This window comes from Siphonobacter sp., assembly GCF_048595215.1.
In the GTDB taxonomy this organism is placed as follows: Bacteria; Bacteroidota; Bacteroidia; order Cytophagales; family Spirosomataceae; genus Siphonobacter.
In genome coordinates this window covers 19,906-42,630 of the sequence record NZ_JBMDWJ010000339.1, presented here as the reverse complement: position 1 = coordinate 42,630, position 22,725 = coordinate 19,906, and the positions used below count along the sequence as shown (strand labels likewise).

Genomic DNA, 22,725 nt, shown 5'->3' with positions numbered 1-22,725 from the left:
CACCTTGTTTGCCAGTTTTGCCAACCAGGGACAATTCAATAAGGCGTATTTTCTAAAAAACCCGGATTTTCATAATGCAACAGAACTCGTCAGTGAGGAAGCCAGCTTTCTTATTACGCAGATTCTAACGCAGGTAGCTCGTCCGGATTTACCTAACAACTACGCCTATACGTATCGATTACCGAAAATAGCCTGGAAAACGGGGACTTCGTTCGGGAAAAAAGATGCCTGGAGTATCGGCTACAACGCTCACTATACCGTTGGGGTTTGGGTAGGTAACTTTTCGGGTGAAGGCGTCCCCGAACTCAATGGAGCTAATACGGCCACGCCCCTACTCTTCGAAATCTTCAATACGATTGATTACAACGCCGCGGCTCAGGGCTTGCCTACACCCAACGGACTGGCCACGCGGCAGGTTTGTGCCGAAACGGGCCAGTTACCCAGTGAGTTCTGCACCCACACATTACCAGATTACTACTTGCCGGGTGTTTCTTCGACGCAACGTTGTACCCATAAAAAACGCGTATGGCTGGACCTGAAACGGCACATGAGCTATTGCCCCTACTGTAAGCCGGAAGAGGGAAGCATAGAAACCTGGGTGGCCCAGGATCCGCCCGAGCTGATCCACTGGTACGAAACCCGGCACATTGCCTACGAACGCGTGCCACCGCACAACCCGGCCTGTACGCGAGTGGCTGCAACCAGCCAGCAGCTCATCATTACCTATCCGGTGGATGGAGCTACGTATCGCCTGAGTCGGCAGGAGAAAAATCAGTTATCGCTCCATGCTCAGGTAGGTAATGAAGTAAAAAAAGTGTACTGGTACATCAACGATCAGCTCATTCAAACGGCTGATCCTACGCAAGCGGTGTTCTGCCAGCCACCCGCCGGTCGGGTAAAAATTTCCTGTGCCGATGATCAGGGCAGGCACCGCGATAGCTATATCCAGGTAAGCTATCAGGATTGAAATACCGCATCCAATTGAGCCCGAGTCAGCGGCTTTTCCAGCGACCCTTTCACATAGGGATAGAGCTGGGTCTTTTCCCGGTCCCGTATATCTATCGAAGAAGAAAGGATATAAATATGAATATACGCTTGTGCCTGAGTCATGAACGTTTCCAGGGCATCGAGTACTTGCCAACCCGTTAATTCAGGCATATTTAAATCCAATAAGACCAGGGTTAATTGGGGTGTTTGCAGACTTAATACATACGCGAGCCCTTCTTCGGGATTGGTAAAAGCCCGAATAGGAACGGGTTGGGGAAAATACCGTCCCAGTAGATACGTACAAATTTTGTTATTGAGGGGATCGTCGTCGATCAAAATAATCGTTTCAGGGATTGTCATATACTAACGGCGGAGAGCACGGGGAATTTTAGCGTAAAGCGGGACCCACGCCCTAACTCACTCTCTACAAAAACCTGGCCTCCTAATAATTCCACTTGCGTTTTCATTAAATATAAACCCATACCCTTGCCTTCAATGGGACGATGAAAGCGTTGATACAGGCCAAATACCTGCTCGGATTTACGACGTAGATCAATTCCTAGCCCATTGTCTTCCACGACCAGCTGAAAGATGTCCTCCTGCATGGCCCCACTAATGTAGATGAGGGGTTCCTGATCAGGCTGACTAAACTTAAGAGCATTAGAAATGAGCTGGGAGACAATACTATAGAAGTATGAACGAACGGTATACCACTCGTCCACCTGTGAAAAATCCGTCACCAGCTGGGCACGTTTAGCCGTTAAAGAGGGCTGTAATTGAGCTTGTATGTGGGCAACGAGTTGCGGTAAGTCTACCCATTCCTTCTCCGTGGGTACTTCATTGCGTAGGCTTACAATCTGATTAAGGTCTTTAATTACCTGATCCAGCCGCTGGGTGCACAGAACCACATCTTCCAGAAGCTGCTGCCGCTCGGATTCCGGCAGATCCGGTTGCTGCAACATTTCGGTTAGTCCCAAGACATTAGCTACGGGAGCACGAAGGTTATGGGAAACAATGGAAGCGAACTGTTCGAGGTTATGGTTTTTCAGCAATACTTCCTGCGTCATGCGTTGCTGCTCCAACTCCACCTGTTTCCGCCGACTGATGTCCTGCATACTTAAGCAAAGACCCAGCACCTGTTCTTCCCGAACCAAATGGATGGTCACATAAAAATAAAGTTCTCGCTGTTCATCGTAGAGTTCATACCCAACTCCTTCGCCCGTGGTGAGCACCTGCTGTAACAAGGCCTCGACCACCAGTCGCCGCTCGGGTGATACTAAGTCGATAAATCGTTCGGTATGGGCCACGTGGGGCTTCGTCTCCGGCCGACACAACTCCGTAAACCGATGATTATACAAACGAATCCTTCCTTCCGTATCTAACAAGACATAGCCTATTTCCGTATGATCCAAGACGACGCGTAGATTGGCTTCCGAACGTTTGAGTTCCTCAAGGGCTTCTTTGCGTTGCGTAACATCCACTTGATAGCCTTCCCAAACAACGGTTCCATCGTCCAAAAGACGCGGCGTAGCTCGTACCCGAACCCAACGAGCGTCCTGATGAGCATTGATCACCCGCAATTCGATCTTCAGGGGTTGACGATTTTTTAAAGAGGCCCGAAGTTTTTCCCGAAGTTGCTGGTAGTCATCCGGATGGATCCGTTTGAATAATAGATCTGCATTATGGAGTACTTCTTGAGCGGGTTGTCCCGTAGCTTCTCGCACCGTATCACTCACATACGTAAAACGTATGGGTTTGCCGGGCTCCTGCACGGCCTGAAAAATCATCAGTCCATACAGGTGATTGCTCAGTAAGGCCAACTGGGCCTTTTTTTGGGAAATTTCTTCTTCGGCTTGTTTTCGGTCCGTGATATCAGCGGCCTGCAAAATGAAGTGATGCGGCTCCAGGTCCAAGCGAGCGATGGAAAGGAGTACCCAAACGATCTTTCCCGTCTTGTGAACGTAACGCTCTTCGGTTTGATAGGTTTGCTGTTGACCCAGCCGTTCAAACGTTCGAGGGTTCTCGCCATACGTAAGGGAGTCAAAGGTTTTGCCCAGCATTTCTTGCTCCGTATACCCCAGCATCTGACAGAAAGCCCGATTGACGGTCAGGCAAACGCCTTCCTTTGAAGTCAAAGCCACGCCGCTGGCCGAATACTCCAGAGCCGTACGGAAGAGCTTTTCACTTTCCTCTATCTTCCGACTGCTGTATACCAAAGAAGTAATATCCTGAAAATTACCAATAATGGCGTTTAGACCCTCCAAGTCAAGTTTATTGACGATGTATCCTTCCAACCACCGGGTTTGTCCCTGGGCATTGACAATACGGTGTCGGCTTTTGAAGGTTTGATCGGGATGGGCCATGAGTTCCCGGTACATTTCCGTCAAAGCGGGCAGGTCGTCGGGGTGCACCAGCTCGGCGTAGGGCTTTCCCAACAGGGTATCTAAATCATAGCCGGTGAGTTTGCTTACGTAGGGATTTCCGTACAGCCACCTTCCCTGCTGATCGATTAAGGCCATCGTATCCCGGCTGTTTTCACTCATCAGCCGAAACTTTTCCTCACTTTTTTTAAGGGCTTGATACGATTGTTTGGTAGCCGTAATATCCTGGATTTGTGAAATGAAGCAGGAGGTACTGCCCTGACGGGCCAGCGTAACCGTTAACAATCCCCAGACTACTGAGCCATTCTTATGCAAATAGCGTTTCTCCAAAGCGTAACTCGCGATTTCACCGCGTATCACTTGATGGGCCAAAGCAAGATCCTCGGCTAAATCTTTTGGATGGGTAATGGATTGAAAATCCATCTCGAGAAGTTCTTCTTCCGTATAGCCAATGAACTGACAGAGGGCTTGATTTACCCGAATCCACCTGCCATTGAGCTCAAGTAGGGCCATACCAATGGGTGCGTAACGCAGGATGGCTTCAAACTGTTGCTGCCCGGTTATTTGCTCTGCCGGCCACGCTTCGGCCAGGGCCAGAACGCTACTGCCCAGCTTCGTACCTTGGTCATCTAAACGCGGCATCACTTCCAAACGCAAGGATTGATGGGTACCCTGAGCCCGAAACTCATGGATAGCAGGGCTCGGGCTTTTCAGCTGATTTTGTAAATAGATATAATCCAGATCCCCCAAAAGGATTTGAAAAGGATCGTTGGTAGCACTTAGTTCCCGTAATTGGGCGTTACCATAGGTGTAGGTTCCTTGGCGGTCAAATTCGGCGTAATAAATTAATCTAGATTGATCTAGACCTGAAGAATGGGCAAAGCTTTGCATATAGTTGGCGGTCAAGCAAAAGCAATAACAGGTACTCTTCGCTACATAAACTAAGCGTATAAATTTCGAGAGAGGCAGCTATTGCGGAGAAGATAAATACCAAAGCAGGTGGGGTTGAATCCTGCTAGAAACCGATGAGAAAACTGGCTTTTTCCCTTCAGGTTTTTGATTGAGTACCTCTACCGTCCGCACTTCTTGGCTACATAAGTACTAAAGTCGAAATATACTCTCTTTTGCCTAGAAAACTAGGAATAAAAAGGAACAAGTACCTATTTTCAATTCGTTTATATCGCTTGCTTACGGCTTGATTCATAAAAAATCCCGTTTAGTAAGAAAAGTACGTGCTTTCTTAGTAAACGGGATTTTAAACAGGCCATAGCCTCTAATGTGCCGACCTATAGCCCTTTTTCTTTGACGAAACTTAATCCTCGCTGGCTGCTCCCAGAGCTCCGGAAACGAGCGAAACGATGAAGCTAAATATCAGGGCGATCAGCCAGTTGTCGACGGCAAACCCGTCCACGAGATAATCGGTCATTTTGATAATCAAAACGTTGATTACCAGGAGAAACAAGCCTAGCGTGAGAATGGTAATCGGCAGGCTAAGGAGTTGTAAAATCGGCTTAACGAATGTGTTGAGTAAAGCCAGTACAACGGCAACAATGAGAGCCGTCGTAAAACCATCGACCGAGACCCCGGGCAGAAAACTGGCCACCAGGTACACGACAACGGCATTAATCAATAAGCGGACAATAAGGCCCATAAGAAGAAGGTGTTAGTACAAAGGTTGAACATGCAAAATTTTGTACCAAAAACCTAGATCTCCCTAGTGATTATTGACGCTCGCGATGGCGATCTTCGAGAATAGCAATGACCTCGTCGAGATCGATATTGCGGTCTTCGAGCAGGATCAGGTAGTGAAACAGCAAATCTGCTGCTTCGTTTTTGAACAGCTGGTCGTCATTGGACATGGCTTCGATGACCAATTCAACGGCTTCTTCACCCACTTTCTGGGCAATTTTATTCGTACCACGAGCGAACAATTTAGCCGTATACGAACCTTCACTGGGGGATTGTTTCCGCTCCCGGATAATAGCTTTTAACTGATCTAAGAATTCAACGGCCATACAGAATGGGCAAGGTTGCCTTTAAAATGGGTAAAGTATGCCGGAAAGAGCCGATGCTCTTACCGGGGATTTTCTTCAAAAAAACAGGTATCGGCTCCCGTATGACACACGGGACCCACGGGTTCTACTTTAATCAACAACGTATCCTGATCGCAGTCGATACGGATTTCCTTGACGTGCAGAAAATGACCGGAGGTCTCACCCTTGGTCCACAGCCGATTTTTGGTACGGCTGAAAAAGGTGACAATCTGGTCGGCCTCCGTTTTGGCGTAGGCTTCTTCGTTCATAAAGCCCAGCATGAGCACTTTATTCGTCTGAACGTCCTGGATAATAGCTGGTACTAGACCGCCGGCTTTTTCAAAATTCAGTTTCATAAGACTTGATTACAGTCGCATCGTGACGCCCTTTTCCTGGAGGTACATTTTCAAAGGCTGAATACCAATTTCCCGGAAGTGGAAAATACTAGCGGCTAAGCCCGCGTCGGCTTTTCCGGTCGTGAATACTTCGTGGAAATGTTCCATTAACCCCGCTCCCCCCGAAGCAATCACGGGAATACTGAGTTGTCCGGAAACCGCCGCCGTAAGTTCGAGAGCAAACCCGGCTTTGGTACCATCGGCGTCCATGGAAGTCAGCAGTATTTCACCCGCCCCTCGTTCCTGAGCTTCTTTTGCCCAGGGCAAGGTACGCAGTTCGGTAGGCTTACGGCCCCCGTGCGTGTGTACGACGTGCTCGGTCGTCAGGCGAATTTCGTGGGTACTGACGCGTTCGTTGCCAAACCGGCTGGTCGTGGTTTCCTGATGGCTCACTACGTCGCTGGGTACGGAAATCTCCCGCGTGTCAATCGCTACAATGATGCACTGCGAACCGAACTGCAAAGCCAGTTCGTCGATGAGTTCAGGCCGACGGACGGCCGAAGAATTGATTGAAATTTTATCGGCTCCGGCGTTCAGTAAGGCCGATACATCGGCTACGGAACTGATACCGCCGCCGACGGTGAAAGGAATATTGACGTGACGAGCTACGTTACGAACCAGCTCCACGAGCGTTTTCCGGTTATCGACGGTAGCCGTAATATCGAGGAATACGAGTTCGTCAGCTCCTTGCTCGGCGTAGATGGCTCCGAGTTCTACCGGATCTCCGGCATCCCGCAGGTTCACGAAATTCGTTCCTTTGACCGTGCGTCCGTCCTTGATGTCCAGGCACGGAATGATGCGTTTGGTTAACATAGCTGCCTAGTTTTCAACGAAGGTACTTAAATCTTTCAGGGAAACCCGGCCTTCGTAAATGGCCTTCCCGACAATAACGCCGTATACGTTCATTTCCGCCAGCTTCTCCAGATCGGCCATTGAACTTACGCCCCCCGAGGCAATCACCCGCAGGGCTGGCGACTGCTCCTGAAGCTTCTGGTACAGGTCAAAACTAGGACCCTGTAAGAGCCCATCTTTGGCAACGTCGGTCGAAATGATGTACTGAATGCCTCTTTCTTCCCACTGCTTCACGAAATCATACACCCACAGTTCCGTTCCTTCTTCCCAGCCGCTTACAGCGATGCGTTCGTTTTTGGCGTCGGCTCCAAGAATCATTTTCTCACCCCCGTACTGACTGAGCCAGCTGGCAAACAAATCGGGATTTTTCACCGCAATGCTCCCGCCCGTCACCTGCGTCGCTCCGCTTTCGAAGACGATTTTCAGATCCTCGTCCGATTGCACCCCACCACCAAAATCAACCTGCAAACGCGTCTGTGTAGTAATGGTTTCGAGTACTTTCCAGTTAATGACCTTCTTGGCTTTGGCTCCATCGAGGTCCACCAGATGCAGACGCGTCAGTCCGGCTCCTTCAAATTCCTTGGCTACTTCCAGCGGATGGGCGTTGTAGACGGTTTTCTGCGAATAATCGCCCTGCGTCAATCGAACGGCTTTGCCTTCAATCAAGTCGATGGCGGGAATAATAAACATAGCTACCTAGAGTTTCAGGAAATTTTCAAGAATGAGCTGCCCTTCTTTTCCGCTGATTTCAGCGTGAAACTGAGCGGCGTAGAAATTGTCTTTGTGCAGCATCGCCGAAAAGGGCACGACGTAATCGCAACTGGCTACCGTGTATTCGCACACCGGAGCCGCGTAACTGTGCACAAAGTACATGTACGGATGGGGCGTCATCCCCTCCGTCAGTGGTGACTTCAGGTCGTACAAATTATTCCAGCCCACGTGCGGCACCTTCAGTTCGCCCGCCGGAAAACGTCTGACGTCCACCGGAAAAATGCCCAATGCCTGCGTCTGGTTTTCTTCCGAATACTGGCACATCAGCTGCATACCCACGCAGGTGCCCAGTACGGGTTGCTGGAGCGTAGGAATGACACGGTCAAGGCCCTTTTCCCGCAGGTACGCCATGGCGGTTGAGGCTTCGCCGACGCCCGGAAAAATGACCTTATCGGCAGTACGGATCTCGGCCTCATCGTCCGTCCAGAGGTACGATGCCCCGATGCGTTCCAGCGCATACATGACGCTCTGTACATTGCCGGCGTTGTATTTGATAATGACGGTTTTCATAACCTTCAGCGATTACGTTCGATCATAAAAAAACGCCCGATTCGGTGAATCAGGCGTTTGTATCTGTTATTCGGTGTTTGCTAGACCATAAAACCGGAATCACATCAGCCTGTTCAGCGGAGCCATACATGGGAATGATGATGAAATACGGTGCAATTCATACGGCAAAAGTAGAAGAATTTTCCAGAAATCGCATTTCTGCGAAGGGGATACACCCGCTTTTCTTTAAAACAGACTCATCTGATCGACTTTCGGCAAAAACTTAGGTAGCTTCAATGACAAGCCCAGCTGCGTATTCAATTCCTGAATCCAGTAGTTGGCCAGCTCGGGAGCACACTCACTCTGTCCGCAGTGAATGAACGCGTAGAGTTCTTCCAGCCCCTCCTGCTGCCATTTTTTAAGGCGTTGAATCCATTCGTCGGTACGGATATAATCCGTGGGATGTAGCTCATTACCCACAAAGCGAATCACGGCTTTGGGCACCGTCAGCGTCTGATGCAGGACATCCCGGCGACCGGACACATCGGTAATCACTGCCGCGTGCCCCGCCTCCCGCAGGATTTCGCAGGTACGGGCCCAGATGCGGGGATTAGCAAACCAGTCCGGATGCCGGAATTCCACCGCAATCGTCATTTCTTCCGGAATAAGTTTCAGGAATTCCACTAGTCCTTTTCCCTTTTGCGGCGTATAAGCCGGACCCATTTGCAGAAACGGAATACCTAAATGATCGCCCAGTTTGAGTAACTGCCGACAGAAAAATTGCGTCGCGTCTTCTACCCCGAGCAGTTCCTTTTCGTGACTAATCGCTTTGGGAAACTTGGGACAGTATTTAAAGCCCGGCGTAGCCTCTTCCAGCCAACGCTCGATGGTCTCGTCGTTGGGCATCTGGTAATGGGTACCGTTGAGTTCGATGGTATTGAACTGTTGGGTGTAATGAGCCAGTGCTTCTTTATCCTTCATAGCCGAAGGATAGATTTTACCCAGCCAGCTTTTCTCCATCCAGACGGGGCAACCCACATACGCGGGCAAGGGATGAGCCACCGGCTGGCCCGGCAATACCTGCGTATTCAGGGGCGAGTCGGCGGGAAGCGTAAAATTGATGGTATTGATTTGACTGGGTGAAACTTTACCAAAGTCCATGATACGTGCAAATTAGGTGGCATCCGCGATGAAAAAGTCAGGCCACCTTAGTCCCAGTCCTCGCCCAGTACTTTCCAGACCAGGCCTGATTCGTAGCCTTTGCTCAGGGCGTACCGAACCAGTTTCTGTTTCCGTACCCGTGGGTCGGTATCTTTGAGGGAGGCGTCTTTCTTGGCCAGTAAGCTTTTCAGCGAGTCGTGGTATTCCGTCTGGTCGATTTCTTCCAGCGCATTTTTGCGGTCGGTTTCGCCGAGGCCTTTCCGCCGCATTTCCATCTCAATTTTGATTTTCCCCCAGTGGCGGGTTCTGAATTTTCCCCGGGAAAAACTCTTGGCAAAGCGTTCTTCGCTGAGGTACCCGTCCTGAACTAATCGGGCCAGGATGGCTTCGGTATCTTCTTCGGATACCTCCCAGGCGTTGAGTTTCTGACGGACTTCCTGCATCGTTCGTTCCTGGTAGGCACAAAACGAAGCGGCCTGTCGTAGGGCATCTGCATTCATGGCAAAAAGGGCTTAATTCTTAAAATTACGAATTTTTCAGGGGATTTAAAACGCTCTTCTGTCTTCTTTTCAAAGAAAAAACAGAGAATATGTACCTTTGATTCTTCTTCAAACTTCCCTCAGCATAGCACTTGCGTTGACATGATTATACAGCTTTATCGATCCGCCTATAGCGGGCTTTCGCGATCTATATGGTTGCTGGCTCTGGTCATGTTTATCAACCGCTGCGGTACTATGGTAATTCCCTTTCTGGGGGTGTATCTAACGGAGTCCCTACACCTAAGTATTGACCAGTCTGGCGTCATTATGGCTCTGTTTGGCGTGGGCTCCATTGGCGGTACGCTGCTCGGCGGACGACTTACGGATCGCCTCGGCGCCTACCGAGTGATGTGGGTATGCCTGGGGCTGGGTGGCCTGATGTTTCTAGTGGTAGGTCAGCTCAAAACGTTTGAAAGCTTATGCCTGGGTACCTTTGTACTGGGACTAGTTGCCGAGGGATTCCGTCCGGCCGTTACCGCTGCAGTAGCCTTATACAGCACGCCCGAAAATCGTACCCGTTCGTACTCGCTAAATCGATTAGCTCTGAATCTGGGCTGGTCGGTAGGCCCAGCGGTAGGCGGCTGGCTGGCATCCATTGATTACTCGCTCCTGTTTTGGGCGGACGGTTGCACGTGCCTGGCCGCGACGCTTCTGCTTATACTGATTCTTCCTCGAACGTCCGTTTCACACGAAAGCCCAACTGTTCAGCAATCCCGTCAGGATTCGGCCTATCGGGATACGCATTTCATGATTTTCATGGTTTTCGTCACCCTGTTTGCCATTACTTTTTTTCAGTTGTTCTCAACGGTTCCGCTCTACTACAAGCAGGTGTATCACCTACCCGAAAATCAGATTGGTACACTCATGGCCCTGAACGGCGTGCTGATTGTAGCCGTCGAAATGGTGCTGGTCCATCAACTGGAAAACCGCTTTGTACACTTGCGACTCATGGCCATTGGAACGTTACTGGTGGGTATATCCTACCTGCTTTTTAACGTATTCTTTGGTGTCATCTGGTTAGTCGTAGCCATGATCCTGGCTACGCTGGCCGAAATGTTAGCCATGCCTTTTATGAACTCGTATGCTATTGCCCGCTCTAAACCTCACAATCGGGGCCAGTACACGGCAGCGTATACGGCCTCGTGGTCCATTGCTCAAATTTCAGCTCCTTTGCTCGGTACCCAGTTTATCAGTCGCGTCGGCTTTGCATCGGCCTGGTGGTTGATGATCAGCTTTTCTATAGTGGCTACCATCGGTTTTTTAAGCCTTTCGTATCGTTCCAAAAAAAGTTAACGTTTTCATAAAAAATTATGAGATTATTTTCCAACCCTGAAACTTTCAGGTAAGGTCCGCCGTTTTACCTACAATTGCGATTCAAAAAAACAAAAGACCCGACTCTTCAACGAGCCGGGTCTTTTGTTTTTGGGTCATTCGTAGCCTACAATTTCAGCTTTAGGTGACTGGCTTCATCCTGGGTCAGCGTCCGTAGTTTTTCCAGCGAATGTTTTAACTCGTCCTTGTGACGGCTGATTAAGGCCTGCACCCGATCGTCTCCACTTTGGTTCGTCTGCCACTCCTGCTCGTACTTCTCTAGGTTTGCTTCTTCCGCACAGCATAATGCCTCTACAATAGCTTTGGAATCATGGCCGGATAGTTTCGACCGAAAGTCGATCCATAGATTATGCAAATCCCCGGAAAGCGTACTTTGTTCTTCCCATTGGAGATTTAACTCCTGTAAAAGTGTGCGAATTTCCTGCATCATCTGTCCACTTTCCCGTTCGCCATGGCTAAACATTTCTTTCAAATGAGATTCTCGGGCTTCTTCCTGAGCGTTTTGGTATTGTTCATGGCGATCACTGCAAACCGCGTACAGGAAGTTTAATATCTGCTTTTGTTCACTTACGTCCATAGCGATTGCTCTTTAAAAGAGTGGTTTATACGGAGAAGAAAAGATCTGTCGTTGCATTGCCTCAGATACAATGCTTGCCTAAAACCGAAAATGTAGTGCCACTCCCCTAGTCCAGAGATTCTGCCTTATCTTTCGAAAAGTTACGCTGATCTGGACTGTCTTTTTATTGACTTTTACCGCTCCTTAACGTCTTATTCCCATGCTTATTCAAGCCAGTTGCCAGATTGAACTAGAAGCCCTAGCTCTTGTTCCCGCCGTTTTTATGCTTCGACCCCGCAGTGGAGCCAGTCAATTTATTGTCAAGGAAGAGTACATCGTTGATCCGCTCGTTCAGATCACGGAATACACGGATTCGTACGGAAATCTTTGTCAACGCTTGATGATTCCACCCGGCCCTTTTCGACTGGAATCAAGAGTAACGGCCGATTGTGCGGATCAAATTGATGTGCATACCGAAGCTGACTGGGTACCCGTATCTAATGTACCCGATGAAGTAATGCAGTTTCTTTTGCAAAGCCGATACTGCGAAGCCGATAAGCTCGGTGGGTTAGCGGCAGAAATCATTCAGGGTTATTCTTTGGGCTACGCTCAAGTAGAAGCCATTCGACAGTGGATTTATAATAATATTCGGTATGAATACGGCGTAACGAATTCTTCTACGTCGGCGATGGACATTACGCTGAATCGCGTCGGCGTATGCCGGGACTTTGCTCACCTGGGCATTGCCCTATGTCGCAGTTGTAACATTCCAGCCCGTATGGTGGTAGGCTATCTGTATCAACTTGATCCGATGGATTTGCATGCCTGGTTTGAAGCGTACGTAGGCGATCGCTGGTACACCTTCGATCCTACGCAATCGCAGCCCCGCGGGAACCGCATTGCGGTTGCGTATGGTCGCGATGCGGCCGATGTTGCCTTTGCTTCTTATTTTGGAGGAGTTAATTTTAAAAGCTTACAGGTAGCCGTAGAAGCGGCTCAGCCGCCGATACCAACCCCTTCACATGGGTAACGTTCTAGCTGGACTGACCATATTTTGTGTATTTTTTTCTACATATTTCTTTCTAATCGCTAAACTAAGCTTTTCTACACATCTGGCCTTATTAATGGCTTGATGCAATCCGTTAGTAAAGCATTGCCGTTAAAACTTAGGTACATTTCTTTATTTATTAGCTGTTGAGTACGTACAGTTTACTGTTTAAACGAAGAATGCCTTATGAAAAAACAAGTTCTCTCCTGGGTAAACCTGGGAATCTTAGGTTGCTCGCTCTTCATGGCTTGTACCGCAAAAGAGAAACACCAAGCGGCTGAGGATGCCCAGAAAGCCCAAGATAAAATAGAAAACGCAGCGGATCGAGCCGCCGACAAGACCAAGGAAGCCTTTGATGAGGTAGCTACGGATGTTAAAGAATCAGGACAGGAAAGCAAAGAAGACTGGCAACGCGAGCGTTCTGAGTTAGCGGTGAAGGTAGAGGATCAGAAGATGGCTCTGCAAAATGAGATTGACCGCGTAGATGCTAAAATCAAAGTAGCCAAAGACAAAGAAAAAATCCGGTGGCAGGAACGAAAAGCAAAATTAGAAGTGAAGCGGGATGAATTAGATACTTCATTGAAAAAGATTCAAAACAATGCGAAAGAGGACTGGAAAGAGTTTAAGAGTGATCTTAATCGTAAGATAGATGAAGCTCAAAAAAGTTTGAAGGATTAAGTATAAATACTGTGTAGCTCAAAATCCCCCATATTACTCAAGGATTTCTTAGTATTTGGTTGCTTTATTAGGGGTCTACTCATTAGACTATCCATTTACAAACTAGCCAAGTCCCAAGGGGGAATCTTTTTAGAACTGATTGCTAATAAATGTATTAGAAACGAATAAAGCTCCGGCCTATCAAGGACCGGAGCTTTACAAAATAATATAATACGTGTTTCGTACTCGATTAATCCAAAACGGACTCAACTAGTCTAAAACTCAGAGGCTTTTCCAGAAAAGCATCGGCACCATTAGCCAAAGCTCTTTCACGTAAATTACTCATGGCACTAATCATGACAATGCGGCTTTCGGGATATAATTGTCTCCAGCTAGGCAGAGCTTCGAGGCCCGTTCCATCCGGCAAATTATTATCAAGAAAAACGACGTCTGGATTGACATGGTGCAACTGCTCCAAGCCGTTGCGAAGATTATTAGCGTAGCTTACTTCTGCTTTTTTTCTGCGAAGGAAACTTCCTAGCAGCATACATAAATCCTCTTCATCATCTACGATCAAAACCTTCATATTGTCTCCGTATATACTCGGAAGATACGTGGGCATATCTTATACAGTTTATAGCCAAGACTTAACAAGTCTATCATAATCATTTAGGTCTGAACCAATTAAGTTAAAAAAAGATTGGGCAAATCCGGTGGACTTGCCCAATGCCGATCTTCCACCTAACCTAAAACACCTGTACGGTGCGGTATCCGGGTAAAAGTTTTTAAAATAATATACCAAAGCGCTTATGAGGGGTTTTTTCCCCACTTTGAGTCATCCTGTTATCTTTTTGGAAAAACGGATGATTTTTCACATTTCTTGAATTTCCCCGAAATTATACTATCATTTGATAATTTATACCTAATATGTCTTATTACTCAAAAAATTACCCCTTCCTTTTCATTTGCTGGCACGGCTGTTTTTCCATTTTCATTCGAATCAAAAGTTTCACTATTTAAACAGGAGGATGTCATGTCTAATAATGGAAAAATCTTTTTAGGAATTGTTACTGCAGCTGCAGCTGGAGCAGTGATCGGTCTGTTGTTCGCTCCCGATAAAGGAGAAGACACGCGTGGTAAAATGAAAAAGCAAGTGGGGGATTTGGCCGATGAAGTATTGAAAGCGATCCAGAAAGGTAAAATCTCTTTGGAAGACCTAAAGAGCCAAGCTGTTTCAAAAGCTGGTGACTTAAAAGATAAAGCACGCTCGAAATTCGAAGACCTGCAAGATCAGGCTGATGAAGCAAAACAAACTGCTAAGCAGAAAGTGAACGAGCAACTCGGTTAATCTCGCTGGCTAAATCAGTCACCGATTAGTCGATGATCAACGGGGAGCTCACGGTTGAGTTCCCCGTTTGTTATTACATCCTGATATCCTCCAACAGATTGTACATCTTTTGATTTAAATCTACTTTTATTTATCGCTCTCAACCCGTATGGAATCAATAAAGGACCTTCGCGAATCAGCCGAAGACTTATTTGCACGCGTTACTGAATATGTAGAGGCCCGCTGGAATATGGCGGTACTGCAAACAGCCGATAAAACGGCTGATATCGTCTCATCCGTTGTTGCCGGTCTAATCGTCAGTGTATTTGGTGGACTTGTTTTATTGTTTGGCAGTATTGCATTGGCTTGGTGGATTGGTGAATCGGTGGGTAGTGTAGCGGCAGGATTTGGATATGTAGCTTTAGGATACGCTGTATTAACGATTATTTTATTCATGATTCGTGATAAATTTATTAAGATTCCGGTGCTCAATACCTTTATCAAACGCTTCTATTACGAAAAAGATCAATCGAAAAAGTAGCCTCTACTTTAGTCTTATTTGCTAATGACTATGAACAATAGAATAGAAAGTTTATCCGATTTACAGGCCGAAAGAGCCCGCTTGAAAAATCAGATTGAAACGTCAAGGGTAGGAATCCGACGGCAGTTTGATGATATTAAGGAAGATATAAATCCCGCTCGGCAAGTCGTTCAGACGTTTACGCAATTGATGAGTAAACCCAAGAACAATGCCTTACAAATGGGTGTGGTACGGGGCATCGATATGGCCTTAGCCTATACACCCATTGGTCGGATGGCCTGGCCGTTACGATTCGTTATTCGTTTTCTTTTGAAACGGGCTACGGCGAATTACTTGTCATCCAACCAAAATCATTTGCTTCAAAAGTCCCTCACCTGGGTGAAAGAAGTATCTGACGATGAACCCAAAGTGGTTCGGATTTCCGAAGGAAAACCGAAGAAGCACTGGAAAGAGCGATTCTTCCGCTGGTTGAAGGATGCTACGGCCGAGGATGATATTCCGCGGGCTCACGTGGTAGAGTCTTTACCCCTCGTTCAATCGGAACGACCGGTTCGAACACCGTTATAATCGTTAAGCCAACAAAAAAGCCGATTCTCGCAAGAATCGGCTTTTTTGTTGGCTTAACGATCTTATTTCCAAGGTATGGAAGCAATGCTTAACCAAAACTGACCAAAGCTTTTGACAATCTGTAAAAGCTGATCGAATGAAATGGGTTTCGTAATGTAGCAATTTGCTCCTGACTCATAGGTACGAAGAATATCCCGCTCAGAATTTGAAGTCGTGAGTACAACTACCGGAATGGCCTTGAGGTCTGGATTTTGTTTGATTTCAGACAACGCCTCCCAGCCGTCTTTGCGGGGCATGTTCAGATCCAGGAAGATAATGCCAGGACGTGGATAGTTTACGGCATCCGCATAGGGGCCCTGGTGATACAAAAACTGCATCAACTCTACGCCATCGGCTACAAAAAATATATCGTTGGTTAATTGGCTGTCCCGAAAAGCGGTTCGGATTAAAAAACGATCATCTTCATCATCATCAGCCACTAAAATGGGAATCTGTGTATTCATACCTGCACCAGGCTCAGGGCCATACGCTTTTGCTGTCTAATTGCCCTTAAAGATACGGCTATTTTTTTATTCTGTCGTACCAGTCAGATTCTGTTGGGTGGTTTCAACGGGGAGGTAGATCGTAAAGAGAGCCCCTTGCCCCGGTTTACCTTCCGCAAAGATATAGCCTTCATGGTTAGTCACGACCCGGCGACAAATGGCTAATCCAATCCCCGTGCCCCCGTAAGCCGATTTGGCGTGTAACCGCTGAAAAATTACAAAAATTTTCTCTGCATATTCGGGTTCAAACCCGATGCCATTATCGCTGATGCGTATGCGATGGTACCATTGTTCTTTTTTCAAATCCGAATCCAAGGTTGGTATTTCAGACCCATCTACTTTCCGATACGTAACTTCAACAATCGGAAGCACATCCGGCTTGGTAAATTTAAGGGCGTTACTGAGCAAGTTCAGCAAAAGTTGCCGTACCTGCGAAGGATAGCCTTGAATCGTGGGTAAGGACTGTACCTGAACGGAAGCCTGCTGTTCAGTAATCACCTCCGAAAGATCCACCTGAACTTCGTCCAGTACTTCATTCAAATTAACGATCTGCAGCGTGTCCGTACGACTGACCATTCGCGAGAAGGTTAACAGATCGTTAATGAGGCCCTGCATACGTTCGGCGGCACTCGCGATTTTGTCCAGCATGGTCTGCCCATCTTCGGTGAGCTGCTCGCGTTGTCGCATCAGTAGCCGATCCGCAAAAGCTCTAATTTTCCGTAACGGCTCCTGCAAGTCATGCGAAGCTACGTAAGCAAATTGTTCGAGTTCAGCATTCGAACGGTTGAGGGCTTCGACTTTCTTCTCCAGATCGATCTGAATCAAACGCCGCCGCCGAAGTTCGATATTGAGTAGCGTCGCCGAAAGTATCAACAGTCCCCCCGCCAACATTGCTAACGTTAATAAGTACGTAGGAGCCAAATTAAACTCTCGTTCACGAGCCTTTAAACGACTTGTCAAGAGCTTACGTTCTTCGTTTTGAATTTCATTGATCTGCTTTTGCATGGCATCCATGATGGCCTTGCTCTTGAGAATCATAGAATCTTGGTTCTGGATTTTATCGATCCCCTTCAACTGCATATCCATACTTTCCCACTTGTCACGAGCCAGACTTTTAAATACGGCCAGCCGACGTAATTGATGGACATTATCGTTAAGCAGGAATTGCATACGTTGAGCGGAAGCTTCGTACTCGTTACGCCCCTGTTTATACGATTTGATGAATAATTCATTCGAGGTAAGTAGATAGCCCCGAATCCCTGCTTCCGCTTCCTTAACCTGCGAAAACAGTCGTTCACTTTCATTAATTGTTTTATACGTATGCTCTACCCGTTCACTAAACCATTCGGTAGATCGTACCTGATCTAAACAGAGATAGGTCAACAGTACCAGTATGGCAATGGCAGAAGCAGCAGCAATATTGAGTAGCCAGACGTTCGAAGACTTCATTTACTAAATCGAAAACCAGACGAGTGGTTATATTTCTACAGTTTGGGGAAATAAGAGGAGGCAAAAAAAGGTAGCTTTCCGCCAAAAGAAAAGAGAAAGGGCAAGTAAAAAAATAAACTCGTCGGTCCCATTCGTACAAAAACGGCTTGATTATCAACAAAAAAAATGTGCTAGGTAATTGAAATCAGGCTCGAAGATGCAGGATTTGTGTGAATAAGTCTCGTGTGGCTTGACTTTATGAATAGGTATAGTACTTCAGTTACCGCCGTAAACGATCCAAACCACATATGAGCACTTCTGTCAACCTCTCTCAAACTCAGAAACAAACCCTACGGGTAGCTCCTCAGCAGATACAGTTTTTAAATTTTTTGCAACTTTCTACTTTGGAGCTTGAGCAACACCTTCGCAACGAGTTAGAGGAAAACCCTCTGCTAGAAGAAGGTGCCGCCGAAAAGGAGTCCAGTGATGAGGCCGAAATGGAACTTTCCTCCGACGAGCGGGACGATCATACGGTCGATTACGAAACACCGACGAACGTTGAGGACTACAGGGATTGGGACGAATTTTCGAACGATGATATTCCCGAATATAAAACGCGGTTAAGCCAGGATCCCAACGCGGAAGATGATCTGTACTCGTCACCTATCGTTGAACAGGAAACCTGGCGGGAAGCGATTAAAGAACAAATTCGCTGGATGAATCTGAAAGATCGTCAGCGGGCTCTGGCCGAATTTATTATTGACTCGCTCGACGATGATGGCTTCTTACGTAGCGATGCGGATGCTTTAGCCGATGATTATTCGTTTGGGCATGGAATTTTTGTAGATGGTTCAGAAGTCGAAGAAGTACTGGCAGCCATTCACGACGAGCTCGAACCAGCCGGTTTAGCAGCCCGTGATTTACGCGAATGTCTGCTTCTTCAGCTAGAAAGCCGCCGGGCTACTGCAGCAACCCTGCGAGCCATGGATATTGTCAGCGAATGCTTTACTGAACTTTCCAATCGTAATTTTGAGAAGATCTGTAAGCATTTGAGTATTGATCAGGACGAGTTACGAATGGCAGTTGCCGAAATTGGTAAACTCAATCCTAAACCCATCGTGGGTGGTAATAATGACTCCATAGTCGTGAAACGTGGTATTATTCCTGACTATGTTTTACATTACGACGACTATGGACGGATTGAAGTAGCCCTGAACCGTGGTAACTGGCCTGATATTCGGGTAAACAGCTCGATTATCGGTTTAGTCGATACCAGTCGTGAACGCGGAGCCGCCACTTACCTGAAAAATAAGCTACAATCGGCTCAATGGCTGGTTGACGCGATTCGTCAGCGGGAAAATACAATGCATCGAGCCATGCGAATGCTGGTAGAGTTACAGCGGCCTTATTTCGAAACGGGTGATGTACGGAATCTGAAACCCATGATTCTCAAAGACGTAGCGGATCGAATTGGTATGGATATTTCTACCATCTCACGGGTAACGTCGGGTAAGTACGTACAAACGCCTTTTGGTCTGATTCACCTGAAAGATTTATTTACGGAAGGTATTCGGACAGAAGACGGTCACGAAGTTTCAAATAAAGCCATTCAGCAGGCACTGGTAGAGCATATTTCCTGCGAAGACAAACGTAATCCATTCAACGACTTCGATCTGATGCGATTACTTGCTACGCAAGGCTACAGAATCTCACGTCGGACGGTCGCTAAATATCGCGATCAATTAGGTATTCAGTCCGCCCAGTTTCGACGGGGTATATAATCGTTGAGCAGATACTAATCGTTTGTTGTTAATAAAAGAGCATTTCACACCCATAAGGCTCTAGTTCAAGTGAGGGTAATGGTAGATTTTCTATGCAGAAAATATTAGTAATTGACGACGATACGGACATTTGTCTGCTTCTACGGCGATTCTTGGGGCGTAACGGCTTCGAGGTCGCCATTGCTCATAATGGAACTTCAGGTCTTGAAATCCTTACTGATTTCAAGCCCGATTTAGTCATGACGGACTTCCGTCTGGGAGACATGGACGGAGGCGAATTACTGGTTCGCATCAAGGAACAGTTTCCGCACGTACCGGTCATTGTCATCACGGGTTATTCAGATATCAAAATCGCTGTAAACGTGATGAAACAGGGGGCGTATGACTATGTAACGAAGCCGCTGTTCCCGGATGAGATTTTAGTGACCATTCGGAAGGCACTCGATCAAAGTACGGCTCAACCTACCGCACCTAGCGTTAATGGCGAAACCGGCACCTCAACGCCCGCCCCGAAACGTCCTACTGGCTCGGAACAATATATTTTTGGCAGTGGCCCAGAATCTAAGTACCTGTATCGTCAGGTAGATCTGGTTGCTCCAACCAACTATAGCGTCATTATTTATGGCGAAAGTGGTTCGGGTAAAGAAGCCGTTGCTCAGGAAATTCACAAACGTAGCAAACGCTCCAGCGGACCTTTCGTAGCCATGGATTGCGGAGCTATTTCTAAGGATTTGGCCGGCTCGGAACTATTTGGACACGAAAAAGGGGCGTTTACGGGAGCTCTTAACCAAAAAATTGGTCACTTCGAACAAGCTCACGGGGGTACTCTTTTCTTAGATGAAGTGAGTAATTTACCTTATGATGTGCAGGTTTCTCTTTTGCGGGTAGTACAGGAACGGAAACTACGCCGATTGGGTGGTACGAAAGAAACGCCTATCGATGTACGCATCATTGTTGCCTCTAACGAACGTCTGATTGAATCTGCTAAAAAAGGAAAATTCCGAGAAGACCTTTACTACCGCTTTAACGAATTCAGCATCGATGTACCGCCGCTTCGTGAGCGTAATGCCGATATCCTGGTATTTGCCGATTACTTTCTGCAAGCCACCAATGGCGAGCTGGGCAAGCAAGTACGTGGCTTTGCGGATGATGTAGTAGATTTATTCATGCGTTATGAATGGCCCGGTAACCTTCGGGAAATGCGTAACGTCATCAAACGAGCTACGTTGCTTACCGATAGCGAGGCTATTCAGTCACGGGACCTTCCTTTTGAGATTGTGCACTTTAACAAGTTGCAGTCGATGGAGACGAATACGCCACCCGTAACGCCCGTATACGTACCGGAAATTCCGGTTATTCCTCCGCAAACTTATTACAGTGAACCACCCGTTGGCATTGTGGCTCCGGACGTACCCAAGGGTGAAAAACCTAATTTGCGTTCGGCAGCACTTGAGGCTGAATACGATATGATTCTCAAGACCCTTAAGCAGGTCAATTTTAATAAAAGTAAAGCTGCTCAATTGCTGGGCATTGACCGCAAAACGCTTTACAATAAAATGAAAAATTACCACTTGTCGTAAGTGATTTTCGGGCATGCTCCTGTTTGAGTCAGGCGTATGCCCTTTTCACGCATGTCGCTTCTTTTTAGCTTATCAGTATGTCTCAGCTTTATGATAGTACTGCCTACCTTCGGGAAGCTGAATCCTTATTACGATTTGGTACGTTCGATTGGTCGACTACTACGAAAGAATTTTACTGGTCGGAGGGTCTATTTCGCGTGTTGAGCTTCCCGGCTGAGGTTCGTACGCCCCCCAACGTACACTGGTTTTACGAGCAGATTCTGGAAGCAGATCGCGAGAAAGTGGTCACCTCGATTCAAGAAGCCATTGAAAATCAGCTCCCCTTTCAGGTACAATACCGCATTCTAGACTATACGGGCCATGAACTCGTACTCATGAGTCGAGGGAATGTGCTTCTAAGCCCTGACACAGAAGATGTACGATTGGTAGGCATAACGGCAGATCTTACGGCTCATTACCTCTTTGAGCAGGAGCTTAAGTCGAAAATGGACGCTTTGGATCGATCCAATTTCGAGTTGGAGCAGTTTGCCTATATCGCTTCACACGATTTGCAGGAACCACTTCGTAAGATTACCTCTTTCGGTGAACGACTAACCAGCCGTTATCAGGAAAATCTGGGCGAAGAAGGTAAACATTATCTTTCCCGGATGCTCGGAGCTACGCAGCGAATGAAATTGCTCATTGAAAGTTTGCTTAGTTACTCCAGAATTTCGCGTCCAGAGGAGCCGTTTACTCCCGTCAACCTAAACGAAGTTGCCAAGAACGTACTCAGTGATTTTGAATTACGATTAACAGAAACGGAAGCAGAAGTCGAAGTAGGTCCATTACCGACCCTTTCTTCCCTGCCCACCCAAATGCACCAGTTGTTTCAGAATTTACTGAGTAATGCCCTGAAGTTCACTAGTCCTGATCGGAAGCCTCGCTTGAGGATCTCCTCAAGTCTACTCAACCGCCAGGAGATAGCCGAACACCGCTTCGTACCGGGTACCATCTACCATAAAATTACGGTTAGTGATAACGGCATTGGTTTTGAACCCGGACAGTCGGAACAGATTTTTACTTTATTTAAACGATTACATGGCCGTTCCGAATACGAAGGAGCGGGTATGGGATTAGCCATCTGTAAACGAATTGTTGAAAATCACGGCGGAATCATTTACGCTCAAAGTGAACCTGGTCAGGGTGCTTCGTTCGTACTCATCTTTCCTCAACAGCAGAAAGCATCGGTTAAATGAGGTAGGAATTTAGGGTACTCTTATCCCTCCCGCCCACTTGTTTAGGAGCGTCATGAAACATAGTCTCAAAAAACCGGTCGTGCTACTTATTGCCGACGATGATGAAGAGGACCGGGAAATGACTCGGGAGGCTTTCGAAGGAAATTTCAGTTTTAGCGAAATACAGATGGTAACGGATGGGCTGGCTTTAATCGACTATCTGTTTCGTCAAGGAATCTACGCCGATCCCGCACGTAGCCCGCGACCTGGCTTGATTTTACTGGATTTGAATATGCCTCGCATGGATGGTCGTCAGGCCTTACAGCAAATTAAATCGCATCCAGAATTACGAAGCATTCCGGTTATTGTTTTGACGACTTCGCACGCAGAGGAAGATATTTTCAAGAGTTATAATTTGGGCGTGAATTGTTTTATCTCCAAGCCGGTAAGTTCTAAAGATTTTATCGAAGTTGCCCAGTCTATTGGGCGGTATTGGTTTGAAACCGTTCTATTACCTTCGCCATCGAAATAACCTATACCTTCG

At 47.1% G+C, this 22,725-nt stretch carries 22 protein-coding genes and 2 pseudogenes; 11 read left to right on the top strand and 13 right to left on the bottom strand.

Annotated elements, in window-relative coordinates:
* Window positions 1-967: pseudogene (locus tag ACOJTG_RS21045) on the top strand (penicillin-binding protein 1C); the annotation flags it as partial.
* On the opposite strand, the gene ACOJTG_RS21040 reads toward ACOJTG_RS21045, so the two are convergent.
* The 9 genes and pseudogenes from ACOJTG_RS21040 to ACOJTG_RS21000 all read right to left on the bottom strand — a co-directional run bounded on the left by ACOJTG_RS21040 (window position 958) and on the right by ACOJTG_RS21000 (window position 9,569).
* A complete protein-coding gene (locus tag ACOJTG_RS21040) occupies window positions 958-1,347 on the bottom strand; it encodes a response regulator (protein WP_420155616.1) in 390 nt (129 codons plus the stop codon). The pseudogene ACOJTG_RS21045 and the gene ACOJTG_RS21040 overlap by 10 nt on opposite strands.
* On the bottom strand, window positions 1,344-4,259 hold the full coding sequence (locus tag ACOJTG_RS21035) for a PAS domain S-box protein (RefSeq protein WP_420155615.1): 2,916 nt from the start codon (window positions 4,257-4,259) through the stop codon (window positions 1,344-1,346). The genes ACOJTG_RS21040 and ACOJTG_RS21035 overlap by 4 nt, the downstream gene beginning before the upstream one ends.
* Window positions 4,260-4,680: 421 nt before the next feature.
* Window positions 4,681-5,019, bottom strand: a complete 339-nt coding sequence (locus tag ACOJTG_RS21030) for a phage holin family protein (protein ID WP_420155614.1) — start codon at window positions 5,017-5,019, stop codon at window positions 4,681-4,683.
* 70 nt (window positions 5,020-5,089) lie between these two features.
* Window positions 5,090-5,757 (bottom strand): annotated as a pseudogene (hisIE, locus tag ACOJTG_RS21025) (bifunctional phosphoribosyl-AMP cyclohydrolase/phosphoribosyl-ATP diphosphatase HisIE).
* Between the two features lie 9 nt (window positions 5,758-5,766).
* Window positions 5,767-6,609 carry an imidazole glycerol phosphate synthase subunit HisF gene (gene hisF, locus ACOJTG_RS21020; protein WP_420155613.1) on the bottom strand — a complete coding sequence of 281 codons (843 nt, stop codon included), beginning with the start codon at window positions 6,607-6,609 and terminating at the stop codon, window positions 5,767-5,769.
* A gap of 6 nt (window positions 6,610-6,615) precedes the next feature.
* Window positions 6,616-7,338 carry a 1-(5-phosphoribosyl)-5-[(5-phosphoribosylamino)methylideneamino]imidazole-4-carboxamide isomerase gene (hisA, locus tag ACOJTG_RS21015; RefSeq protein WP_420155612.1) on the bottom strand — a complete coding sequence of 241 codons (723 nt, stop codon included), beginning with the start codon at window positions 7,336-7,338 and terminating at the stop codon, window positions 6,616-6,618.
* Window positions 7,339-7,344: 6 nt separating this feature from the next.
* Entirely contained in the window at window positions 7,345-7,929 is a 585-nt protein-coding gene (gene hisH / locus ACOJTG_RS21010; protein WP_420155611.1) for an imidazole glycerol phosphate synthase subunit HisH, read from the bottom strand.
* Window positions 7,930-8,154: 225 nt separating this feature from the next.
* Window positions 8,155-9,069: a DUF72 domain-containing protein gene (locus ACOJTG_RS21005; RefSeq protein WP_420155610.1), complete on the bottom strand. Its 915-nt coding sequence runs from the start codon at window positions 9,067-9,069 to the stop codon at window positions 8,155-8,157.
* Between the two features lie 47 nt (window positions 9,070-9,116).
* The gene (locus ACOJTG_RS21000) at window positions 9,117-9,569 is read right to left on the bottom strand and encodes a regulatory protein RecX (RefSeq protein ID WP_420155609.1); all 453 of its coding nucleotides are present in this window, start codon (window positions 9,567-9,569) and stop codon (window positions 9,117-9,119) included.
* Window positions 9,570-9,710: 141 nt separating this feature from the next.
* Here ACOJTG_RS21000 and ACOJTG_RS20995 point away from each other — a divergent pair, with 141 nt between their 5' ends.
* Window positions 9,711-10,901 (top strand): MDR family MFS transporter, encoded by a 1,191-nt coding sequence (locus ACOJTG_RS20995; protein ID WP_420155608.1) that lies wholly within the window; start codon window positions 9,711-9,713, stop codon window positions 10,899-10,901.
* 145 nt (window positions 10,902-11,046) lie between these two features.
* Here the strand turns inward: ACOJTG_RS20995 and ACOJTG_RS20990 are convergent, their stop codons facing one another.
* Window positions 11,047-11,517, bottom strand: coding sequence for a PA2169 family four-helix-bundle protein (locus ACOJTG_RS20990; RefSeq protein ID WP_420155607.1), 471 nt, complete (start codon window positions 11,515-11,517; stop codon window positions 11,047-11,049).
* A 199-nt stretch (window positions 11,518-11,716) separates the two neighbouring features.
* Here ACOJTG_RS20990 and ACOJTG_RS20985 point away from each other — a divergent pair, with 199 nt between their 5' ends.
* Both ACOJTG_RS20985 and ACOJTG_RS20980 read left to right on the top strand, forming a co-directional pair.
* Window positions 11,717-12,526: a transglutaminase domain-containing protein gene (locus tag ACOJTG_RS20985; RefSeq protein WP_420155606.1), complete on the top strand. Its 810-nt coding sequence runs from the start codon at window positions 11,717-11,719 to the stop codon at window positions 12,524-12,526.
* Window positions 12,527-12,730: 204 nt separating this feature from the next.
* Entirely contained in the window at window positions 12,731-13,222 is a 492-nt protein-coding gene (locus tag ACOJTG_RS20980) for a hypothetical protein (protein WP_420155605.1), read from the top strand.
* 229 nt (window positions 13,223-13,451) lie between these two features.
* Here the strand turns inward: ACOJTG_RS20980 and ACOJTG_RS20975 are convergent, their stop codons facing one another.
* Window positions 13,452-13,823, bottom strand: a complete 372-nt coding sequence (locus ACOJTG_RS20975) for a response regulator (protein ID WP_420155604.1) — start codon at window positions 13,821-13,823, stop codon at window positions 13,452-13,454.
* Window positions 13,824-14,081: 258 nt separating this feature from the next.
* Here ACOJTG_RS20975 and ACOJTG_RS20970 point away from each other — a divergent pair, with 258 nt between their 5' ends.
* The 3 genes from ACOJTG_RS20970 (at window position 14,082) to ACOJTG_RS20960 (ending at window position 15,636) form a co-directional block, all read left to right on the top strand.
* Window positions 14,082-14,549 carry a YtxH domain-containing protein gene (locus ACOJTG_RS20970; protein WP_420155603.1) on the top strand — a complete coding sequence of 156 codons (468 nt, stop codon included), beginning with the start codon at window positions 14,082-14,084 and terminating at the stop codon, window positions 14,547-14,549.
* Between the two features lie 148 nt (window positions 14,550-14,697).
* Window positions 14,698-15,069 carry a hypothetical protein gene (locus ACOJTG_RS20965; RefSeq protein WP_420155602.1) on the top strand — a complete coding sequence of 124 codons (372 nt, stop codon included), beginning with the start codon at window positions 14,698-14,700 and terminating at the stop codon, window positions 15,067-15,069.
* Window positions 15,070-15,099: 30 nt separating this feature from the next.
* A complete protein-coding gene (locus ACOJTG_RS20960; RefSeq protein WP_420155601.1) occupies window positions 15,100-15,636 on the top strand; it encodes a hypothetical protein in 537 nt (178 codons plus the stop codon).
* Between the two features lie 62 nt (window positions 15,637-15,698).
* Here ACOJTG_RS20960 and ACOJTG_RS20955 read toward each other — a convergent pair whose 3' ends face one another.
* Both ACOJTG_RS20955 and ACOJTG_RS20950 read right to left on the bottom strand, forming a co-directional pair.
* A complete protein-coding gene (locus tag ACOJTG_RS20955; protein WP_420155600.1) occupies window positions 15,699-16,139 on the bottom strand; it encodes a response regulator in 441 nt (146 codons plus the stop codon).
* Between the two features lie 66 nt (window positions 16,140-16,205).
* Window positions 16,206-17,627 carry a sensor histidine kinase gene (locus ACOJTG_RS20950; RefSeq protein WP_420155599.1) on the bottom strand — a complete coding sequence of 474 codons (1,422 nt, stop codon included), beginning with the start codon at window positions 17,625-17,627 and terminating at the stop codon, window positions 16,206-16,208.
* Between the two features lie 287 nt (window positions 17,628-17,914).
* Here ACOJTG_RS20950 and rpoN point away from each other — a divergent pair, with 287 nt between their 5' ends.
* The 4 genes from rpoN to ACOJTG_RS20930 all read left to right on the top strand — a co-directional run bounded on the left by rpoN (window position 17,915) and on the right by ACOJTG_RS20930 (window position 22,713).
* The gene (gene rpoN, locus ACOJTG_RS20945) at window positions 17,915-19,387 is read left to right on the top strand and encodes an RNA polymerase factor sigma-54 (protein ID WP_420155598.1); all 1,473 of its coding nucleotides are present in this window, start codon (window positions 17,915-17,917) and stop codon (window positions 19,385-19,387) included.
* Between the two features lie 92 nt (window positions 19,388-19,479).
* Window positions 19,480-20,967, top strand: coding sequence for a sigma-54-dependent transcriptional regulator (locus ACOJTG_RS20940; RefSeq protein ID WP_420155597.1), 1,488 nt, complete (start codon window positions 19,480-19,482; stop codon window positions 20,965-20,967).
* 77 nt (window positions 20,968-21,044) lie between these two features.
* Window positions 21,045-22,202: a sensor histidine kinase gene (locus ACOJTG_RS20935; RefSeq protein ID WP_420155596.1), complete on the top strand. Its 1,158-nt coding sequence runs from the start codon at window positions 21,045-21,047 to the stop codon at window positions 22,200-22,202.
* 52 nt (window positions 22,203-22,254) lie between these two features.
* Window positions 22,255-22,713, top strand: coding sequence for a response regulator (locus tag ACOJTG_RS20930; RefSeq protein WP_420155595.1), 459 nt, complete (start codon window positions 22,255-22,257; stop codon window positions 22,711-22,713).
* Window positions 22,714-22,725 lie beyond the last annotated feature (12 nt).